Annotated in this window: 16 protein-coding genes; 3 read left to right on the forward strand and 13 right to left on the reverse strand. The window is 46.4% G+C overall.

From position 1 onward, the window contains the following. Positions 1–4: 4 nt before the first annotated feature. Both DN062_RS07025 and DN062_RS07030 read right to left on the reverse strand, forming a co-directional pair. On the reverse strand, positions 5–934 hold the full coding sequence (locus tag DN062_RS07025; protein ID WP_112158625.1) for an electron transfer flavoprotein subunit alpha/FixB family protein: 930 nt from the start codon (positions 932–934) through the stop codon (positions 5–7). Then, entirely contained in the window at positions 934–1,683 is a 750-nt protein-coding gene (locus DN062_RS07030) for an electron transfer flavoprotein subunit beta/FixA family protein (protein WP_112158626.1), read from the reverse strand. The genes DN062_RS07025 and DN062_RS07030 overlap by 1 nt, the downstream gene beginning before the upstream one ends. A 252-nt stretch (positions 1,684–1,935) precedes the next feature. Between DN062_RS07030 and DN062_RS07035 the strand changes: the two genes are divergently transcribed. Then, the gene (locus DN062_RS07035) at positions 1,936–3,570 is read left to right on the forward strand and encodes an electron transfer flavoprotein-ubiquinone oxidoreductase (protein ID WP_112158803.1); all 1,635 of its coding nucleotides are present in this window, start codon (positions 1,936–1,938) and stop codon (positions 3,568–3,570) included. A gap of 61 nt (positions 3,571–3,631) precedes the next feature. On the opposite strand, the gene DN062_RS07040 is transcribed toward DN062_RS07035, so the two are convergent. From DN062_RS07040 to DN062_RS07070, 8 genes are all read right to left on the reverse strand, one after another. Then, positions 3,632–4,129: a SixA phosphatase family protein gene (locus DN062_RS07040; RefSeq protein WP_112158627.1), complete on the reverse strand. Its 498-nt coding sequence runs from the start codon at positions 4,127–4,129 to the stop codon at positions 3,632–3,634. Then, positions 4,110–4,295 (reverse strand): hypothetical protein, encoded by a 186-nt coding sequence (locus tag DN062_RS07045; protein ID WP_112158804.1) that lies wholly within the window; start codon positions 4,293–4,295, stop codon positions 4,110–4,112. Before DN062_RS07045 ends, DN062_RS07040 begins: the two co-directional genes overlap by 20 nt. Positions 4,296–4,390: 95 nt before the next feature. Next, positions 4,391–5,476, reverse strand: coding sequence for a ferrochelatase (gene hemH, locus DN062_RS07050; RefSeq protein WP_112158628.1), 1,086 nt, complete (start codon positions 5,474–5,476; stop codon positions 4,391–4,393). A gap of 12 nt (positions 5,477–5,488) precedes the next feature. Continuing rightward, a complete protein-coding gene (gene fabV / locus DN062_RS07055) occupies positions 5,489–6,685 on the reverse strand; it encodes an enoyl-ACP reductase FabV (RefSeq protein ID WP_112158629.1) in 1,197 nt (398 codons plus the stop codon). A 196-nt stretch (positions 6,686–6,881) separates the two neighbouring features. Next, the gene (locus DN062_RS18520) at positions 6,882–7,031 is read right to left on the reverse strand and encodes a hypothetical protein (protein ID WP_156460553.1); all 150 of its coding nucleotides are present in this window, start codon (positions 7,029–7,031) and stop codon (positions 6,882–6,884) included. Next, positions 7,032–7,607 (reverse strand): hypothetical protein, encoded by a 576-nt coding sequence (locus tag DN062_RS07060; RefSeq protein ID WP_112158630.1) that lies wholly within the window; start codon positions 7,605–7,607, stop codon positions 7,032–7,034. An 8-nt stretch (positions 7,608–7,615) separates the two neighbouring features. Continuing rightward, positions 7,616–8,110, reverse strand: coding sequence for a hypothetical protein (locus DN062_RS07065; protein WP_112158631.1), 495 nt, complete (start codon positions 8,108–8,110; stop codon positions 7,616–7,618). Between the two features lie 10 nt (positions 8,111–8,120). Beyond that, the gene (locus tag DN062_RS07070; protein ID WP_112158632.1) at positions 8,121–9,446 is read right to left on the reverse strand and encodes a DUF4123 domain-containing protein; all 1,326 of its coding nucleotides are present in this window, start codon (positions 9,444–9,446) and stop codon (positions 8,121–8,123) included. A 445-nt stretch (positions 9,447–9,891) separates the two neighbouring features. On the opposite strand from DN062_RS07070, the gene DN062_RS07080 reads away from it, so the two are divergent. Continuing rightward, entirely contained in the window at positions 9,892–10,509 is a 618-nt protein-coding gene (locus DN062_RS07080) for a TetR/AcrR family transcriptional regulator (protein WP_112158634.1), read from the forward strand. A 69-nt stretch (positions 10,510–10,578) separates the two neighbouring features. Here DN062_RS07080 and DN062_RS07085 read toward each other — a convergent pair whose 3' ends face one another. Beyond that, positions 10,579–12,354, reverse strand: a complete 1,776-nt coding sequence (locus DN062_RS07085) for an acyl-CoA dehydrogenase C-terminal domain-containing protein (protein ID WP_112158635.1) — start codon at positions 12,352–12,354, stop codon at positions 10,579–10,581. A 214-nt stretch (positions 12,355–12,568) separates the two neighbouring features. On the opposite strand from DN062_RS07085, the gene DN062_RS07090 reads away from it, so the two are divergent. Next, positions 12,569–13,000: a MaoC family dehydratase gene (locus DN062_RS07090; protein WP_112158636.1), complete on the forward strand. Its 432-nt coding sequence runs from the start codon at positions 12,569–12,571 to the stop codon at positions 12,998–13,000. A gap of 38 nt (positions 13,001–13,038) precedes the next feature. Here the strand turns inward: DN062_RS07090 and DN062_RS07095 are convergent, their stop codons facing one another. Both DN062_RS07095 and DN062_RS07100 read right to left on the reverse strand, forming a co-directional pair. Beyond that, positions 13,039–15,951 (reverse strand): transporter substrate-binding domain-containing protein, encoded by a 2,913-nt coding sequence (locus tag DN062_RS07095; RefSeq protein WP_133256752.1) that lies wholly within the window; start codon positions 15,949–15,951, stop codon positions 13,039–13,041. A gap of 18 nt (positions 15,952–15,969) precedes the next feature. Next, the gene (locus DN062_RS07100; RefSeq protein ID WP_112158638.1) at positions 15,970–17,445 is read right to left on the reverse strand and encodes a CYTH and CHAD domain-containing protein; all 1,476 of its coding nucleotides are present in this window, start codon (positions 17,443–17,445) and stop codon (positions 15,970–15,972) included. Positions 17,446–17,553 lie beyond the last annotated feature (108 nt).

Genomic DNA, 17,553 nt, shown 5'->3' on the forward strand with positions numbered 1-17,553 from the left:
AACATTAGAGCGCTTTTTCTAACTCAGGAACGGCCTCAAATAAATCAGCAACCAGTCCGTAATCTGCAACTTGGAAAATAGGCGCATCTTCGTCTTTGTTGATCGCAACAATGACTTTGGAATCTTTCATTCCTGCCAAATGCTGAATCGCACCCGATAAGCCCACACCAATGTATAGCTCAGGCGCTACAATTTTACCCGTTTGTCCAATTTGCATATCGTTCGGAACAAAGCCTGCGTCAACCGCTGCACGCGTTGCACCCACCGCTGCACCGAGCTTATCTGCAACTTTATCGAGCATATCAAAATGCGCCTTATCGCCCATTCCACGACCACCTGAGATAATCACTCGAGCAGACGTCAGCTCTGGTCGATCAGAGACCGCCATTTCTTCAGACACCAAGCGGCTCACGCCAGCATCTAACACTTGTCCAAGCACCTCAATGCCAGCACTTCCACCCTCAGCGGGTGCCGCATCAAAGCCAGTCGCACGAATAGTCAGTACTTTCACGGTATCTAAGGATTGAACCGTTGCAATGGCATTGCCCGCGTAAATTGGACGCTGGAATGTATCTGCCGATTCAACCTTAATCACATCTGAAATCTGCCCAACATCCAATAACGCAGCCACACGCGGCATAAAATTCTTGGCATTGCTCACCGCCGGCGCAATTAGGTGATCGTAGCCAGCCGCCACATCAACCACTAAAGCCGCGACATTTTCAGCAATTTCATGATCATAAACCGCATTATCGGCCAGCAATACTTTACGTACACCTGCAACCTTTGATGCATGATCCGCTGCAGCAGCGCAGCCGACGCCTACAACCAAAATATCTATCTCGCCACCAATTTCTTGAGCGGCCGTCAACGCATGCAATGTGGCAGGCTTTAATACTGAATTATCGTGCTCTGCTATCAATAAAATTGCCATTAGATCACCTTCGCTTCATTTTTCAATTTATCAACTAACTCAGCCACACTTGCGACTTTAATGCCTGCTTGGCGTTCGGGTGGAGGCGTCACTTTTAGTAAGCGAGTGTTCGCCTTTACTTCAACACCGTAATCGGCAGGTGTTTTAACATCCAAAGGTTTTTTCTTGGCTTTCATGATGTTCGGCAAAGACGCATAGCGTGGCTCGTTCAAACGAAGATCGACTGTTAGCACAGCAGGTAGTTTCAAGGCCAAAGTCTGAAGACCACCGTCGATTTCACGCACAACCTGAACTTCGTTTTCACCGACCTCGACACCTGATACAAATGTACCCTGAGCCAATCCAGTTAAAGCGGCGAGCATTTGCCCGGTCTGATTGTTATCAGTATCGATTGATTGCTTACCCATCAACACTAAGCCTGGTGCTTCTTCAGCAACTATTTTGGCAAGAATTTTTGCGACACTCAGTGACTCTAAGGTTTCATCTGATTCGATATGAATGGCACGATCAGCACCCATTGCCAGAGCCGTACGAAGTTGCTCCTGAGCCGCTTTCGCTCCCATCGACACAACGATAATTTCTGATGCTTTGCCCGCTTCTTTCAAGCGAACCGCCTGCTCTACCGCAATTTCACAGAAAGGATTCACTGCCATTTTTACATTCTTCAAATCAACGTCAGTCTGATCAGCATTCACTCTGACTTTAACGTTGTAATCGATCACTCGCTTGACCGTTACCAGTACTTTCATGTATGTCTTCCTTCAGTTACTTAGGTCGGAATCTCAACGAATCATAACAGAATGGTGTTTTATGACCAGTCTGAGATCTGTGTATACTATAATTTACCAAATTAGGGTTTTCACTTATACTATGGGTGACAAAAAAACGCACGGAATCGATAAGATTTGTTGAAAGTGTTCTCTTTTTTTAACACTCTGTGTGTTTACAATAACAAGTCGATGAATTTATTACTGAGGAGCTGAACTGTGGAACGTGAATCGATGGAGTTTGACGTCGTCATCGTCGGAGCAGGCGTCACCGGACTTTCCGCCGCCTGCCGCTTAATGCAAGAGGCTCAAGCAAAAGAGCAAGAGCTGACCGTTTGCGTCGTAGAGAAAGGCTCTGAAGTGGGTGCTCATATCCTTTCTGGGGCCGTGATGGAGCCCCGTGCCCTGAACGAACTTTTTCCGGATTGGAAAGAGCGTGGTGCCCCACTGGTCACAGCGGCAACTGAAGACCAAGTGTATTTACTCACCAGTGAGAGTCAGGGTGTAAAGTTACCGGGTTTTGCAGTTCCAAAACCCATGCACAATGAAGGCAATTATATTGTCAGCTTGGCCAATGTGACGCGTTGGTTAGCAGAGCAAGCTGAAGCACTGGGCGTTGAGGTCTTCCCAGGGTTCCCAGCTTCCGAAATTCTGTACCATGAAAATGGCAGTGTTAAGGGAATAGCAACTGGCGATATGGGTGTAGGTTCCAATGGCGAACCCAAAGATAGCTACACGCCGGGGATGGAACTGCATGCCAAATACACTCTGTTTACCGAAGGGGTTCGCGGACATTTAGGCAAACAACTGCTGGCGAAGTTCAAGCTTGACGAAGGCAAAGACCCCCAGCATTATGCCATCGGCATCAAAGAGCTTTGGGACATTGATCCTGCGAAAAGCAAGCCTGGATTGGTTGTGCACGGCTCTGGTTGGCCGCTTAGCGACGGTGCCAGCGGTGGTTTCTTCCTATATCACGATGAAAACAACCAAGTCGAAGTTGGCTTGATTGTCGACCTCAACTATTCCAACCCTTGGCTCAGCCCGTTTGATGAATTCCAGCGCATGAAACATCACCCGGTTCTAAAACAATATTTGGAAGGCGGCAAACGCGTTTCGTACGGTGCTCGTGCAATTACCAAGGGCGGCTTTAACTGCTTGCCTAAAATGACCCTGCCCGGCGCATTTGTTCTAGGTTGCAATGCCGGCACACTGAATTTTTCTAAAATCAAAGGCATACACACTGGCATGAAATCAGGCATGTTGGCGGCAGAGACAATCGCCAAAGCCTTATTTGCAGGGGATGAAGGCGGGAAGGATCTGACTGCTTTCGAGCAAGCCTATAAAGAGTCATGGTTATACGACGAACTTTACCGTGGTCGCAACTTTGGTCCTGCCATGCATAAGTTTGGTACGTTCCTGGGTGGCACCTTTAACTTCATTGATCAAAACATTTTTGGTGGAAAAATTCCTATCACGCTGCACGACATGCATAAAGACCATGAAATGTTGCGGCTCGCCAGTGAATGTAAACAAATTGAATACCCTAAACCCGATGGTAAACTATCGTTTGACAAGCTTTCATCGGTGTTTTTATCCAATGCCATTCATGAAGAAGATCAACCTTGCCACCTTCGTTTGACCGATCCAGATTTGCCGATTCGGGAGAACCTGCCCAAATACGCTGAGCCGGCTCAGCGCTATTGCCCAGCAGGTGTGTATGAAGTAATTGAGGAGAGCAACGGACCGCGCTTCCAAATCAATTTTTCAAACTGCGTGCATTGCAAGACGTGCGATATTAAAGATCCGGCACAAAACATCACTTGGGTTACCCCTGAGGGCGGCGGCGGGCCTTCTTATCCCAACATGTAATACAGGTTAGAACACCAGATGAAATGCCCCCAATCGTTCTGCAACGTTTGGGGGCATTTTTTTATTTCATCAGAGCACAGGGCAAGGACCAGAGCAATTGCGCATTCCCCTGCTGCTTGTCCCATAGCAACCGCGTTAAGGATGCTTTTTTAATGTCCAAATGATCAACGGGTATATGGGTTAACGAAGAGATGAGTAACCCTATGTCGGGTTCATGACCCACAAGCCAAACCGCCTTATCATCAATCTCCATCAAATCATCGAGTAAGTTTACAGTCGGCGTCATTAGTGACAGGGATTCGAGCGTTTGTGGTTTCGGACAGTGCAATAAATGTTGATATAGATAGGAGGCCGTTTGAAAAGCGCGAGGATAAGGGCTGCTCAACAAGCGCGAGGGTGTTAAGTCATTACGACGACAAAATGCCACAACACGCTGCAATTGATCAAAGCCCTTTTCAACGAGCTCGCGGCTCCTATCGTCAATTGGCAAATTACGATCCTGAGCCGTGGCATGGCGCAGAATCGTAATTTCAGTCAGCTTAATGATAGGTTTGCTCATATTTTTTCTGGATAGCAATTAAGGCAGGCTGAATATCCAGAGGGGCGTACTTCATTGCCTGTTCGAACAGCTCTTTATTCTCTTCAGACAAACGCTCCTCTTCGGACATCATTTTCAACTTACGCATGGCTTCCATAAATTTTGGATGGGGTTTTGTGTTGCTCATCATAACCTCCCCGGCATCGCCTTGGGTAAAATAATCTATGCCCGCAGGCGTGTTCGGCAATTATGCCCTACTCTCATTATGACCCACAAACCCAATTATTGATCCGCACCTAAGGCTTTTGCATAGGCCTGAGATGCAGATGCATTACGCTCTGGCTGACTTAACCAATGAGAAAGCTGAGGCTCAATCAGGGCGTGCATCATTGAGATATGATCTGAATCTGCATTCAATGCTGGAATATAATCGTATTTTTCGCCGCCACTTTCCATAAAATATTCGCGGTTTTCTTGACCTATTTCTTCGATAGTCTCTAAACAGTCTGCAGAAAACCCAGGACACACCACCTGTATTGACTTGACCCCTTGTGAAGGCAAGGCCTTAAGCGTTTCATCCGTGTAAGGTTTTAACCATTCTTCACGCCCAAAGCGTGATTGGAAAGTCGTCAGATACTGGTCCTTAGTGAGTCCTAAGTACTCGGCAATTAAACGTGAGGTCTTGTGACATTCGCAGTGATACGGATCACCTTGTAACAAGTAACGTTTTGGAACACCGTGGTAAGAAAAAATGAGTTTATCAGGAATACCCTTCTCCGACTGGAAAGCCCTTATTTTCTCGGCAACGGCGTGAATATAAGGTCCAAAACCAGGGTAGTGACTAATAAAATGCAGGTCTGGTAACCAACGACGCTTACGGAAATCGGCCGAAATCGCATCGAAAGTAGAAGCGCTGGTCGCCCCTGAATATTGAGGATACAGGGGTAAAACAATGAGTTGCCTAACCCCAGCGGCTTGGAATTTTTCTAAAACCGAAGCGATGGAGGGATTCCCGTAGCGCATCGCAAACTCAACCACGACACGATCACCATACTCTTTCTGAATGGCCGCACGTAGAGCCTGTGTTTGAGCTTGCGTATGGGTTAGCAAGGGTGATCCTTCATCCGTCCAAACTTCTCGATAGGCAGCGGCCGAGCGTTTTGGACGGATGTTGAGAATAACCCCATTCAGAATAAACCACCAAATGGGACGAGGCACTTCAACAACACGTGGATCAGAGAGAAACTCTTTCAAATAGCGACGTAACGCTGGCGTGGTGGGTTCATCCGGTGTGCCAAGATTGGTGATCAGCACACCGATTTTATCCGCTTGCGCGTGACTGAAATTTTTTACACCCTGATAGGTCATCGAAGTTAATCCTTATGCGTCTAATGAAATCACATCAAACTCTTCCAAAGGATTCACATCCTGCTCATAATCCACCCCATCAATGCCAAATCCAAACAGCTTCAAAAATTCTGTTTTGTAGTAGGCATAGTCTGTAAGTTCGAACAGGTTTTCGCTAGTCACTTGTGGCCAGAGTTTGCGACAGGCTTCTTGCACGTCTTCGCGCAATTCCCAATCATCCATACGGTAACGACCCTCGGAGTCGATCTCTGCTTGGTCACTATAAAGTCCGGTACTGAATAAACGGTACACCTGCTCCATGCAGCCTTCGTGTAGTCCTTGTTCTTTCATCACTTTAAAGACCATGGACAAATATAAAGGCATGACAGGAATAGCGGAGCTTGCCTGGGTCACGACGGATTTCAAAACCGCCACATTGGCTTGACCGCCTGTTGCTGATAATTGGGTATTCAGGCGTTTTGCGGTGTCATCTAAGTGTTGCTTGGCTTTCCCTAACGCACCATGCCAGTATATTGGCCAAGTGATGTCTGTGCCTATGTAGCTGTAGGCCACGGTTTTGCACTCAGGTGCAAGAACACCTGCTGCAGACAGGGCATCGATCCAAAGCGCCCAATCTTCACCACCCATGACTTTAACCGTCGCGTCGACTTCTTCCTGAGTCGCTGGCTCTATCTCGGCTTCAGTGATGATGTCTTTATTGGTATCGATTGCTGTCGAACGATAGGGCTCACCTATGGGCTTTAATACTGAGCGTATGACTTCGCCAGTATCGGGAAGCTTACGCACGGGCGATGCCAGGGAGTACACCACTAGATCAATTTGCCCTAAATCGGCTTTGATCAGTTCAATGACTTTTGCTCTTGCTTCATTGGAGAAGGCATCGCCATTGATGCTCTTGGCATACAGACCGGCTTCATGTGCCAAACGCTCAAATGCGGCGGCATTGTGCCAACCGGCTGTGCCCGGTTTTTTTTCAGTTGCAGGTTTCTCGAAGAAGACACCGATAGTTGCCGCATCACTACCAAACGCTGCGGCGATACGTGAGGAAAGGCCATAGCCGCTAGAGGCGCCAAGCACTAAAACACGCTTGGGGCCATCGATTTTTCCCTTCGCTAGAGTGTAGGCAATTTGCTCTTTTACGTTGGCTTCACAACCAACTGGATGCGTTGTTGTACAGATGAATCCGCGAATTTTTGGAGTGATAATCATAACAATAGTTACTATCTTGAGTCCGTTGATATAAGTTTGCTAACAATACCGTATTTTGGTGATCTAGACAAAAATTAGGCGGGGGATCAGGCGTAAATTAGCTTTGAGCGTTATACATACCAAATGCGTGAGCGTCCTCTGATGGATCAAGCCGCTGTATAAATATCTGCTATCTGTGTGACGTATTTGTTGTGTCTCACCCCTGTAATTTCTGCACTGTGACACGCTCTGGATCATCCATGACTCGCTCAACTGCCGCCGTCCTGGCGGCAGTTTCATGGTTTTCTAAAAATCTGAACACTTGCTTACATTGTATTAATGTTTCATTCACAACATTCCAATCCAATTACTCCTCCTCATCATCGTCATCCTCTTCAAGGTACTTCTGATACCACTCGTCACGCATAGCACGACTAGGCCCGTTACCACTTTCAATAAGGTATCTGTCCCAAGCATCCTCCATGGACTCAATCGATGCCTCCTCACCAATAAAATAACGAATCCCCCATAAAACAGCCTCCATTGAAACCGACGACACATCGGCACGAAAAAGGAGTTGATCGACTTCATCAAAAGGGCCGGTAATTCCCTGACGTTCGAAATCCAACGTAATAGATGGAAAACAGTTAAACTTCTCTTGACGCTCTCGACAGGGTGGAAAATTTCCAACATTTTCAAGCAAGAGCACTCGTACACTTCTTCGTAATGCAGGTGCCCAGAAATGAAGCATATTCGGGGAGCCCCAATCGTCACGATCCTGATCCGCTGCCTGAAGCGGCTCAAGCTGTAAATCTGGCCAAGGAGTAAGTGCCTCTTCCGCAATAAACGTCCAATACAACTCTAATAGTAAAAATGATGCATCATTCTCTCGAAAATCCTGAAAGGGGTAGAGCGCATGGCGGGTGAGTTCATCAAGGGTCATATATGCTCCTAAGATATAAAATTGGGTGTGCAGCCAAAGCTATCGACATCAATCCGATCATTTGATTCTTCACGTGCAACATAAAAGGATTTCTTCTCAAGCATGCCACTGGGCGGCCTTTCCTCAATCCATTTGATTGCTTCTTCATAGGCTCTTGAGAGCCTTTTTTTCTGTCTTTTGGTAAGCATGCCATAGGTTGATGCGCTGAGTGTCAAGCCCTCTGGTACAGTCACCGGTGAAGGGGGTTTTACAATGGCTGGCGCACCAAGGGTTGCTCTACCATGCCCCCCGATGATATTTCCTTGCGCATGCACTCTGACTGACCAAGGTCTCCTGCACTCCTGAGTTCCCTCTCGCGTTGATGAGCTTGTCTGTGAAGCTGTGTTAGTGCTATTTCTAGCAAGTATCAGCGCACTCATTGTCAGTACGCCTAATCCCGCATAGGCTATCCAGCCTGGCGGGCCGCCCGCTAACAGCGGAGCACCTGCAACCATTGTGGCCATTCATCTCTCCTTAAGAATGTTTCATTGTGTTTAACTGTGCGACTACCGAATACCCCAACGTGATTTGTTGTGCTTTCGCTTCTGGTGTCAATAATCGATTGCGGGTCGCGTATTCAAATGCGGGGTGTCTTAAAAGATTGACCCCGGTCAGATACATAGCAGACAACAAAGCGGCTGCGATACTTACATTTCTAACGCCCATTTGGTCAATCAAACGGACGTAGTAAAAACGCCTTGCCTTCGGTTGCTCTGCCATTTTTTGGGCGACAAGCGGGTCATTTGCGTTTATTAAGGCTTCAACTTTTGACTGAAACCTGATGATGCGCCGTGCTCGCGCGGCAAAACCAAATCTACGCAGTAAGGCTTCGTCGAGAACCATTTGCCCTGAGCCTATTTTAGGTTGCGAGATACTGATGCGGCAAAACCGATTATCCTGTCTATGGCACCAAATAAAATATCGGATATAAAGCGAGAAGAATGCTGTCGCTTGCTCTTGCGAGACCGCAAGATGCGACTTAAAACTTCGCATTGTCTCGACATCCCAAAACCTAAAATAAAACCATTTCCCATTTTCATCCTGCACCTTTGTGAATTTGCGCAGGTGCTTGCGCACTGTGTTAAACCCAGCTCGGGAGCGCAGGAATATACCCAGTCTCCTCTCCCAAAGCCCGCCGATGCCGTCAGGGCCAGTGAACAGGCGGCAGGTAAAGTCGTTGTCTTCAATGAGCTCCACCAGATAGGGGGCGTGCTCGGCAAGTTCTTCTTGCGCTTTGCCCTGAAATAAAGACTGATGGCGCAGGCCCGAGTCTTCCAGCAAGCTGGTCAGTAAATAGGGCATTTTGGCTGCATCGAGCACCGCATACGTGACCAGTGGCGGGACGTCGTCGCCGAAGTCAGCGCGCTCGGCGTCGGTCGGATCGGGCTGACCGAACAGCGCCTCACGCAGTGCATCGGGGACGGTTTTCTTCGGGTACACACCAAACTGCGCGTCCAAAGGCGTGATGGGACCAATCTCTTCGATCTGAAGCCAGTGTTTGTCGTGTTCTGTCGCATCGCCTGAGCCAGGCAAACGAGTCATCACACCCAGTGCAACGCGCTTTTCTTCATTCATCGAGCGCGCTAAGGCCACAGCGTAAGCGGCATCCGCTGGATATTGTTTCACCCAAGAAGCAGCGGGCAGCACCGAATCAGACCAGTAGAACTGATAGCCCTGTGCCTTCAATGCGTCTATCACCCGCACTTCATACTCCTGTCGATCTGCGCAAAGTGCAGCGGCAATCAGCTCCACTTGTTCAGCACCGCGGGAGGCATAGCAACGACTAAGAAAGGGCGTCATAGCATGACCTCATTGCTTTCATGTCGACCATAGCGTAGTCGTGGGTTTGCGCTAAAAGCCAGCACCTGGGTATGATGTCTGCTCGGTAACAGGACAGATCTTGGTGTTCACCGTCAATTCGGGTAAATAAAAAGGCATCTTCGCCGAGCGGGGTGTCGATGGCAAGTAAGCGGGACTTTTGTGAATACATCAATGTAACCTACTGTTTAGCAGGACTGATGCTCATGAAAAAACAGGGCTGAAAGCGTTTAGGCTCAGCACAGTGGGTGTTCGTCCATGAAGCAGCGACTACTTCCTTGTTGTAAAGGGGGCATTTAAACAATTAATAGACAGGAAGGTCAACCCTTACTTACTCACTACAGCAAGTTACTCACCACAGCAGAACACACCTACAGATACCGACTTTGATCTTGCCATTCTCTTACACTTATCGTTTACTAAGCATATGAATTCTTTAGAAAGCAATGGGCGCAGTTCGCCCGACACATGGCTCGACCTAGCCTATGAGACCTTAATCTCTAAGGGGATTGATGCTGTCCGAATTATGCCATTGGCCAAACAGCTAAACTTGTCTCGAACCAGTTTTTACTGGTACTTCAAAGATCGTGAGGCGTTGCTGGATGCTTTAATAGGTCGCTGGAAAGCGAAAAACACGCACAATCTAATCCAACAAACTCAAGCCTACTCTGAATCTATTACAGAAGCGGTATTAAATTTATTTGATTGCTGGCTCGACCAAACGCTTTTTGACTCGGGTTTTGAGTTTGCGATGCGCAACTGGGCGCTGCAGTCTGCAGAAGTGGATGTCGCCGTCAAAAAGGCGGATGAGGATCGTATTTCAGCTATTCAACAGATGTTTACAGCACACGCTTACCCCACTAGTGATGCCGACGTGCGTGCTCGAACCCTTTACTTAACCCAAATTGGCTATGTCTGCATGCGATCAAATGAGCCGATTGATGTTCGCATGGCACGCATAGCAGATTACGCCCATGTGTTTACGGGCGTAACCCCTACTGACAGCGAACTTAAACGCTTCTTTCATCGTCATGCATTTACGTAAAACAGGTTAAATGATTCAACCTCAGAGGAGCTTCGCTTAGCAAAGCCCCTTTGAGCAGAACATCAAACCTTACTGCCAAGCACTCGCGTATTGAGCATCGCTCATTTCAGTGATCGTAGCGCTTCCTGATTTGATCATTTCCAAATAGCCCATGTAACGTGGCAAAATTTGGGCGAAATAGAAACGCGTGGTCACTTGTTTAGCCGCCAGATATGGATCATCTTCTCCCTGAGACTGCAGCTCAGCGGCACTTTCCGCTTGACGCAACAATTCCCACGCACCTGCAACCGTACCCAACAACATCATAAAGTTATAGGCAATCGCCCCAGGTAACTGAGGATCTTCCGCACTGCCGCTTAACAACACATCTCTTGCTTGCTCAACCGCGACAACCGCGGCTTCCAGCTGTGCAGCAAGCGCAGAAAACGCACCACCAGCCGCAACAGTCGCTCGCATTTCCTCAAGTAGGCTTGCCAGCGCTTCGCCTTTATCCATGAGGGTCTTGCGGCCAACTAAATCCAAGGCTTGAATACCATTCGTGCCTTCATAGATAGGAAGGATGCGTGCATCACGGAAATGTTGAGCGGCACCCGTTTCTTCAACATAGCCCATACCACCATGAATTTGCACACCTAACGAAGTGACTTCTTGAGCAAACTCAGTACACCAGCCCTTCACAACAGGCGTTAATAAAGCAGCGCGTGCTTTTTCTTTTTCACGGCGTTCTGGATCTTCAGCATGATGTGAGAAATCAATGCTTCCACACGCATCATAGGTCAGAGCACGACCCGCTTCCGTCAACGCCTTCATTGTCAGCAACATGCGACGAACATCGCCATGTCTCATAATAGGACCGGGCTCTTTGTGTCCTACGGCAGGACTTTGAATGCGCTGATTGGCAAAATTCAATGCCTGCTGATACGCCCGCTCAGAAATCGCAACGCCTTGTAAACCAACCCCTAAACGCGCATTGTTCATCATAGTGAACATACAGGCCAATCCACGATTTAACTCACCGACTAAATAGCCAACTGAGTTTTCAAAACCCATCACACAAGTAGGGCTCGCATGGATGCCCAATTTATGTTCAATCGATAGGGGTTTAGTGTTGTTGTACTCACCCAAGCTACCATCTGCATTCACAAGGTATTTCGGAACCAAAAACAACGAAATACCGCGCACGCCAGGAGGAGCATCAGGAAGACGTGCCAAAACTAAATGGACAATGTTTTCAGTTAACGAGTGGTCGCCCCAAGTGATGAAGATTTTTTCACCCGTAATGCGATAGTGATCGCCGTCCTGCTCCGCTTTACAACGAACTTGTGACAGGTCTGAACCCGCCCCACCTTCCGTTAAGTTCATGGTACCTGCCCATTCGCCGCTAATAAGCTTAGGTAAGTAAATGCTTTTCAGCTCGTCACTGGCATTAATTGATAAGCACTCAACGGCGCCTTGCGATAACAGAGGGCACAAACCCCACGCCATGTTTGCAGACTGCCACATTTCCATCACAGATACAGATAACAGGTATGGCATGCCTTGGCCACCGAACTCAGGATCGAATTGCAGCGATCCCCAACCCCCTTCGGCATACTGATTGTAAGCATCACGGAAACATTCCGGGCAAATGACTCCGCTTTCATCAAGCTTGAGGCCCGTTTGGTCACCTTCCCAGTTGGTTGGTCCAACAACGTCTCGAGCGACACGTGCCGCTTCGTCTAAAATTGCACTGACCATATCATCAGAAGCATCTTCAAAGACAGGCATTGAAGACAGCTCAGTTAAACGAGCGATCTGGTTGAGAGCAAGCTTCATATCTTTTACGGGAGCATTATAGTCAGCCATGATTAACCTTTCTCAAGTTGTTCAAAATTTATTCAAGTGTAAAGAATTTAGATTCACTCTTCACACCATTAGGGTTTTTACTTATTCTATCATGTAATCACTATCTGATAAGTACAAAATCAGTTAGTCTTGATCTGAGTTTGATCTTTTTTAACATTGATCATTCAAGATTACGACTCGTGTCTTTTTAAATCATCATGAATAGGAGAATAATATGGAAGAATTACACGGATATTATCTAGAAGATCTTGAAGTGGGTATGAGCGCATCCTATGCAAAAACGATTTCTGAGTCTGATGTGTACCTGTTTGCAGGCATTTCTGGGGATAACAACCCTGTTCATATCAACGAAGAATATGCAAAAACGACTTTTTTCAAAAAGCGTATTGTACACGGGATGTTTAGTGCAGCCTTAATATCGACCGTTGCTGGCACTCGTCTTCCTGGACCTGGGGCCATTTACGTTGATCAACAAATCAAGTTTCGCGCGCCTGTCTATATAGGTGATACAGCAAAAGCTACACTGACAATTACTGAAATAGATGAACGACGCAAACGCGTTAAAATGAACTGCGAAGTCACCGTGGGCGAAACTCTCGTGGCAACCGGTGAGGCTACCTTCATGGTTGACAAACGTCCTGCCTAAATTCTCATTTTAGACACACAAGAGCGGAAGGGTATGAGTTAGATCTCTTTCTGCTCCGTGTCTATCATCACGACTCGATTACGACCTTCAGACTTGGCTTTATAGAGTGCTGTGTCGGCTAATCGCATCGCATGTTCGGGATCAGAACTTACTTGAGGACAATAGACATGTAAGCCAATACTGACTGTAAAGGCAATCATTTGACCTTCAAATTCATATTTAGATGCTTCAATGAGTTGGCGAAGGCTTTCACAGCGTGAATAAATGTTTTGAGAGGAATCTATGAGCGTAAATATCACGAACTCTTCCCCACCGTAACGAGCGACATAATCCGTATCACGCTTAAAAACCTGTTTAATGGAGGCGGCCAAAAATTGTAAACAATGGTCTCCAGCCGCATGTCCGAAGGTATCGTTCACTCTTTTAAAGTGATCAACATCAAGCATCGCCACCATCACTCCCTGATTTTGTCGAACTGCCAACTGGTGTAAACGACCATACTCATGATCAAAAAATGCTCGATTTCCCAAACCTGTTAATTCATCTGTCACTGATAAATAGGCAAGCTTTTCATTGGCTAGTGCCAACTTAGCGTTTAAAGCACCTAAACGTCGATTCCAGTAAGCTAACATCAGGACGATAAGCACCGCTATCGTCAAAATCCGCCAGATCCAAGACCAATCCATAGACTCTTCGAGCTTCACAGTACGCCATACATTTTCGATGTCCAGACGATCTTCATCTGTCAGACTGTCGACAAACTTCTGCAGGATTCCCAATAAAATCTCATTATCTCTCTGAACGGCCATAGTAAAGTTCCAATCGAAAGGAACTCGACCTATCACGCGTATATCGGCAATTCCAAGCTCTTGCAAAGTATGGCTTGCCGTGGGTAATGAACTGATAAAGGCATTTAGATTACCTGACTGCAACTGCCTTAGGCCATCGGCTTCAGTCTCTATGGATACAAAGGTAACATTCGGATAACGACTCACTAAGGAATCAAAGGCAACAAAGCCATCCAACACACCAACCCGTTGATTGGAAAGTTCATTTAAACTATTAATAAACGGAACTTCTATCCGACCTAAAATGACAGCGGGTAACGAGTAATAAGCGCGTGTTAGCGCAATATTTTCAATGCGTTCTATTCCAGACAGCATTGGAATAGCATCACAGCCTCCCTCCGACAAAGCTCGCAAAGAGGCCGACCGACTCCGCATTGGGAACAGCTCGATACGCAAGTCTAATCGTTGCGATAGATGCTCCACAACTGAGGAGGATACTCCAATCAAATGCCCTTTCTGATTAATCGCTTCCAAAGGCATTTGATTGTGATGCACACAGATACGTATTGTTTTATCCAAACCAGACAAGTAGGCGAGTTCCTCCTCGGACAAATTCTCAAGCGGCTGCTTTGATGAGTAACTCATGCCCGATTGGCTACCTAACCAACGATTTTGAATCGTGCTCTGCTCAATGGGTGTGATCGCATTGAGTGTTTTATTCAGAATGTCGGCTAAAGGCGCAAGCGAAGGCTTAACACCAAAACGTAAATCCTCTCCCACAAAATCCTCTAGGATCAACTCACCTGCCACATAAACACCCGTCATCCGTAATTGACTAACCCAGTGATTGCCATTTGGCAAAGCAGCAATCACCGCATCGACATGATTATTGGCTAGGGCATTAAACATAGATGCTTGATCCATGTAAGTGAAAAGCGAATCACCTATAATGTCTCGTAACGCTTGCTCATAGAAAATTCCGGCACCTATAGCAACCCTGAGCCCCTTAAGGTCTGATGGGTCTGTATAACGCCAATCTAAGTCTTTAGAAAACAAAACATTGGGAATAATATAGTAGGAATCTGAAAACCGTGCGATAGTTTGTCGCTCTTCACTAAACGACATATTTGCCAAAACATCCAACTCACCAGCTTCAAGCCAATCAATTAAATTAGACCATTGATCCACAACAGGAATAACCTGCAATCCTGTTAAATCCTGAATCCGTTTCAGTATGTCAACCGATAAGCCTTGAACACTTCCACCATCTAGAAAACTGAAAGGAGCATAGTCTCGCATCAGCCCAACCCTAACTGGGCCAAGCTGACGTATATAATCAATTTCAGGCTGACTTAATTGAAAGGATGTTTGCAGAGGTAAATGCTTACCTCCATATTCTTGCCAGCGAACAGTTAAGTCGGCCAGCCATTCGGGCTCAATACTCTGCAAAGCTTTTTCAAGCTTGGCATGTAGCTCAGACTTGTCTTTCAACACTGCCAGTCTGAAGTCCTCAAGTTCAACACCTTCTAAGGCTAAAACACCTGCGATATCTAAATGTCGAAACCCAGCCCTTTGTGCCAAAAATTGCAAAGTTACATCTGGCCCAATGATTGCGTCCACCCAACCAAAAGCCAAGGCTCTGACAAGGTTCGGCAGTAATTCATATTCGACTAACTCAAGATTTTGGTTATATAAAAGAGGTGAATAATAAACATCTTTTAAGATCCCTATTCGGTAAGGTCTTAAATGGTCGATGCTCTGAACATAGTCAAGCGGCCGATTTGAGTCCTGCATGACAACTGTATTTCGGTAATGATAAGGCTCTGTGAACAACATGCTCTTCGCTCGCTCTTCACTCCAAGAAATTTCATCAATAACATCGACTTCACCTCTTAGAAAGGCTGCGTACACCTCAGGCCAGCTACCAACACGATATTCAAACGTTAAATCTGCAAGGTTTGCCACTTTTTCGAGCACATCGATAGAAAAACCAGCCGGGTGCGACTGGTGCATCCAAGAGTAAGGCTCATTATCGGCAACCACTCCGACAGAGATTCTATTTGAATCACTTGCGTATAGAGAAAAGCTGATCAGCCCAAACGTCACGAACAAAAACAGAATCAACCAACTCGGGGAACGTTTCCGATCAGCCCTTCTCTTCAACTCACTCTCTCCCTACATTTAACACTCTTGCAAACATTTTAAAGATTGCTGTCTAAGCTTTTTCAATAATTTTGTTTGTCGAATCAGCATGGAGCGCTGCAATGACTCAGCCAAATACACATCCGTTGCGACCAAGCCTTGCAAATATGCCTGCCAACGCCCTAATAAATACTCAGCTGAGATTGTCCCCAAAAGAGCAGACGTCTTATTCATTTTGTGCAGCCTATTTTTACCCAGTTGTATATTAGCAAACATATCGACTGTCCAACGATACTCCTTTAAGGCTAGAAGGGTTTCAAAGGGAACACCTGAAGGTAACGTTTTTAGACCTAGCTTTTTATCTAACGCTCGCTTTCTTAACTTTTTAATACGTTTTAATAAAAAAGCATGGTCGACTTGCTCTGCTTTGACAAAAATGTCATCAGAACGAACGTCAGAAAGTAAGCGTAAAATCAGACAACCTTGCTGGTGCAAAACAGGACTTTGCATCATTTCTTGCCGCGCAGTCGCACGATGAGCCAAAATCCAGACTTTAAGATCCTTAAGTGAAGCTTCTGTTTCTTCGAGGTCTATCCATTCTGGGATGAGTCGATCCGCAAAATAATCCAGTTCCATCTGCTCACGGAAAGACAGTAGATTCTCGGTTAACACCCCTTTCCAATGTTTAAACCATTGTGGACTCAAAAGAGGTTTAAACATTCTCAAAACTGCTAGCAATCGCTCCTGACTTTCAATCCATTGCAACAAGTAGTCCGGCTCTTCCCGCGCAGTGATGCCAAACAAGTTACCTTGCCACTGAACAAGGCAAGCAGAAACATAATTCCTGAAGACCTCATCCGAAGCAACTTCATCAGTTTGTCGTGGAGCAACGAACGCAACAGGTTGCTCTTTCACTCCACTAAATAGACGGTAACCTCGCTCCGCTTTAGAAATATCACTGGGCGTCAAAGATAAGTCTTTTGCTAAATCGATGGCGAGTGACACTAAATCCGAGATATCTCCTTTTGCCAACTCTAATTCTAACTCACATATTGGAAGCGTCTGTCCTTGAGCTTGGATCTTACCAAGATCGATCATCAGCAAAATCTCTGCCCCTGTAGGAGACTGATAGCAGTATGTCGAACGTTCAAAATTCGTACTAAAAATGGGCTGCAAACGAACCTTTACGGCGTCTAATATTTCTCGAACGGAGTCAATTTCAATTTCAGAAAAATCAAAGTGGCCATTGTAAAAAGTCTCCCATTCGGGACGTTGACTGACACCGGCTATCGACTGCCCTGCACACTTCACTGTTTGAAGCCAAACATTTCCTTGTTGACGCGTTCTCAGCGCCATTTTTAAACGTTGCAAATCTAAAGCAGACGTATCAAAGTAAGTGTTTTCTAGGGTAACGCTTTCACTCAACAATTGAGCCGAACTGATCAGAGGATGAGTTATTAAAGCATTGATATGCAGAGGCGATAACTCTAGTTTTAATTCTGTTTCTTTACCCATATATTTCTCCTGGGGCTAGGCTTTGGGTAGCAGGCTAAGTCAATTCGTTATACTCTATTCTGATCATAAAGAAGTTTGATGGCAATCGGCTTCTCATTCCAAGGCGGT

This window comes from Nitrincola tibetensis (assembly GCF_003284585.1).
Classification (GTDB): domain Bacteria; phylum Pseudomonadota; class Gammaproteobacteria; order Pseudomonadales; family Balneatricaceae; genus Nitrincola; species Nitrincola tibetensis.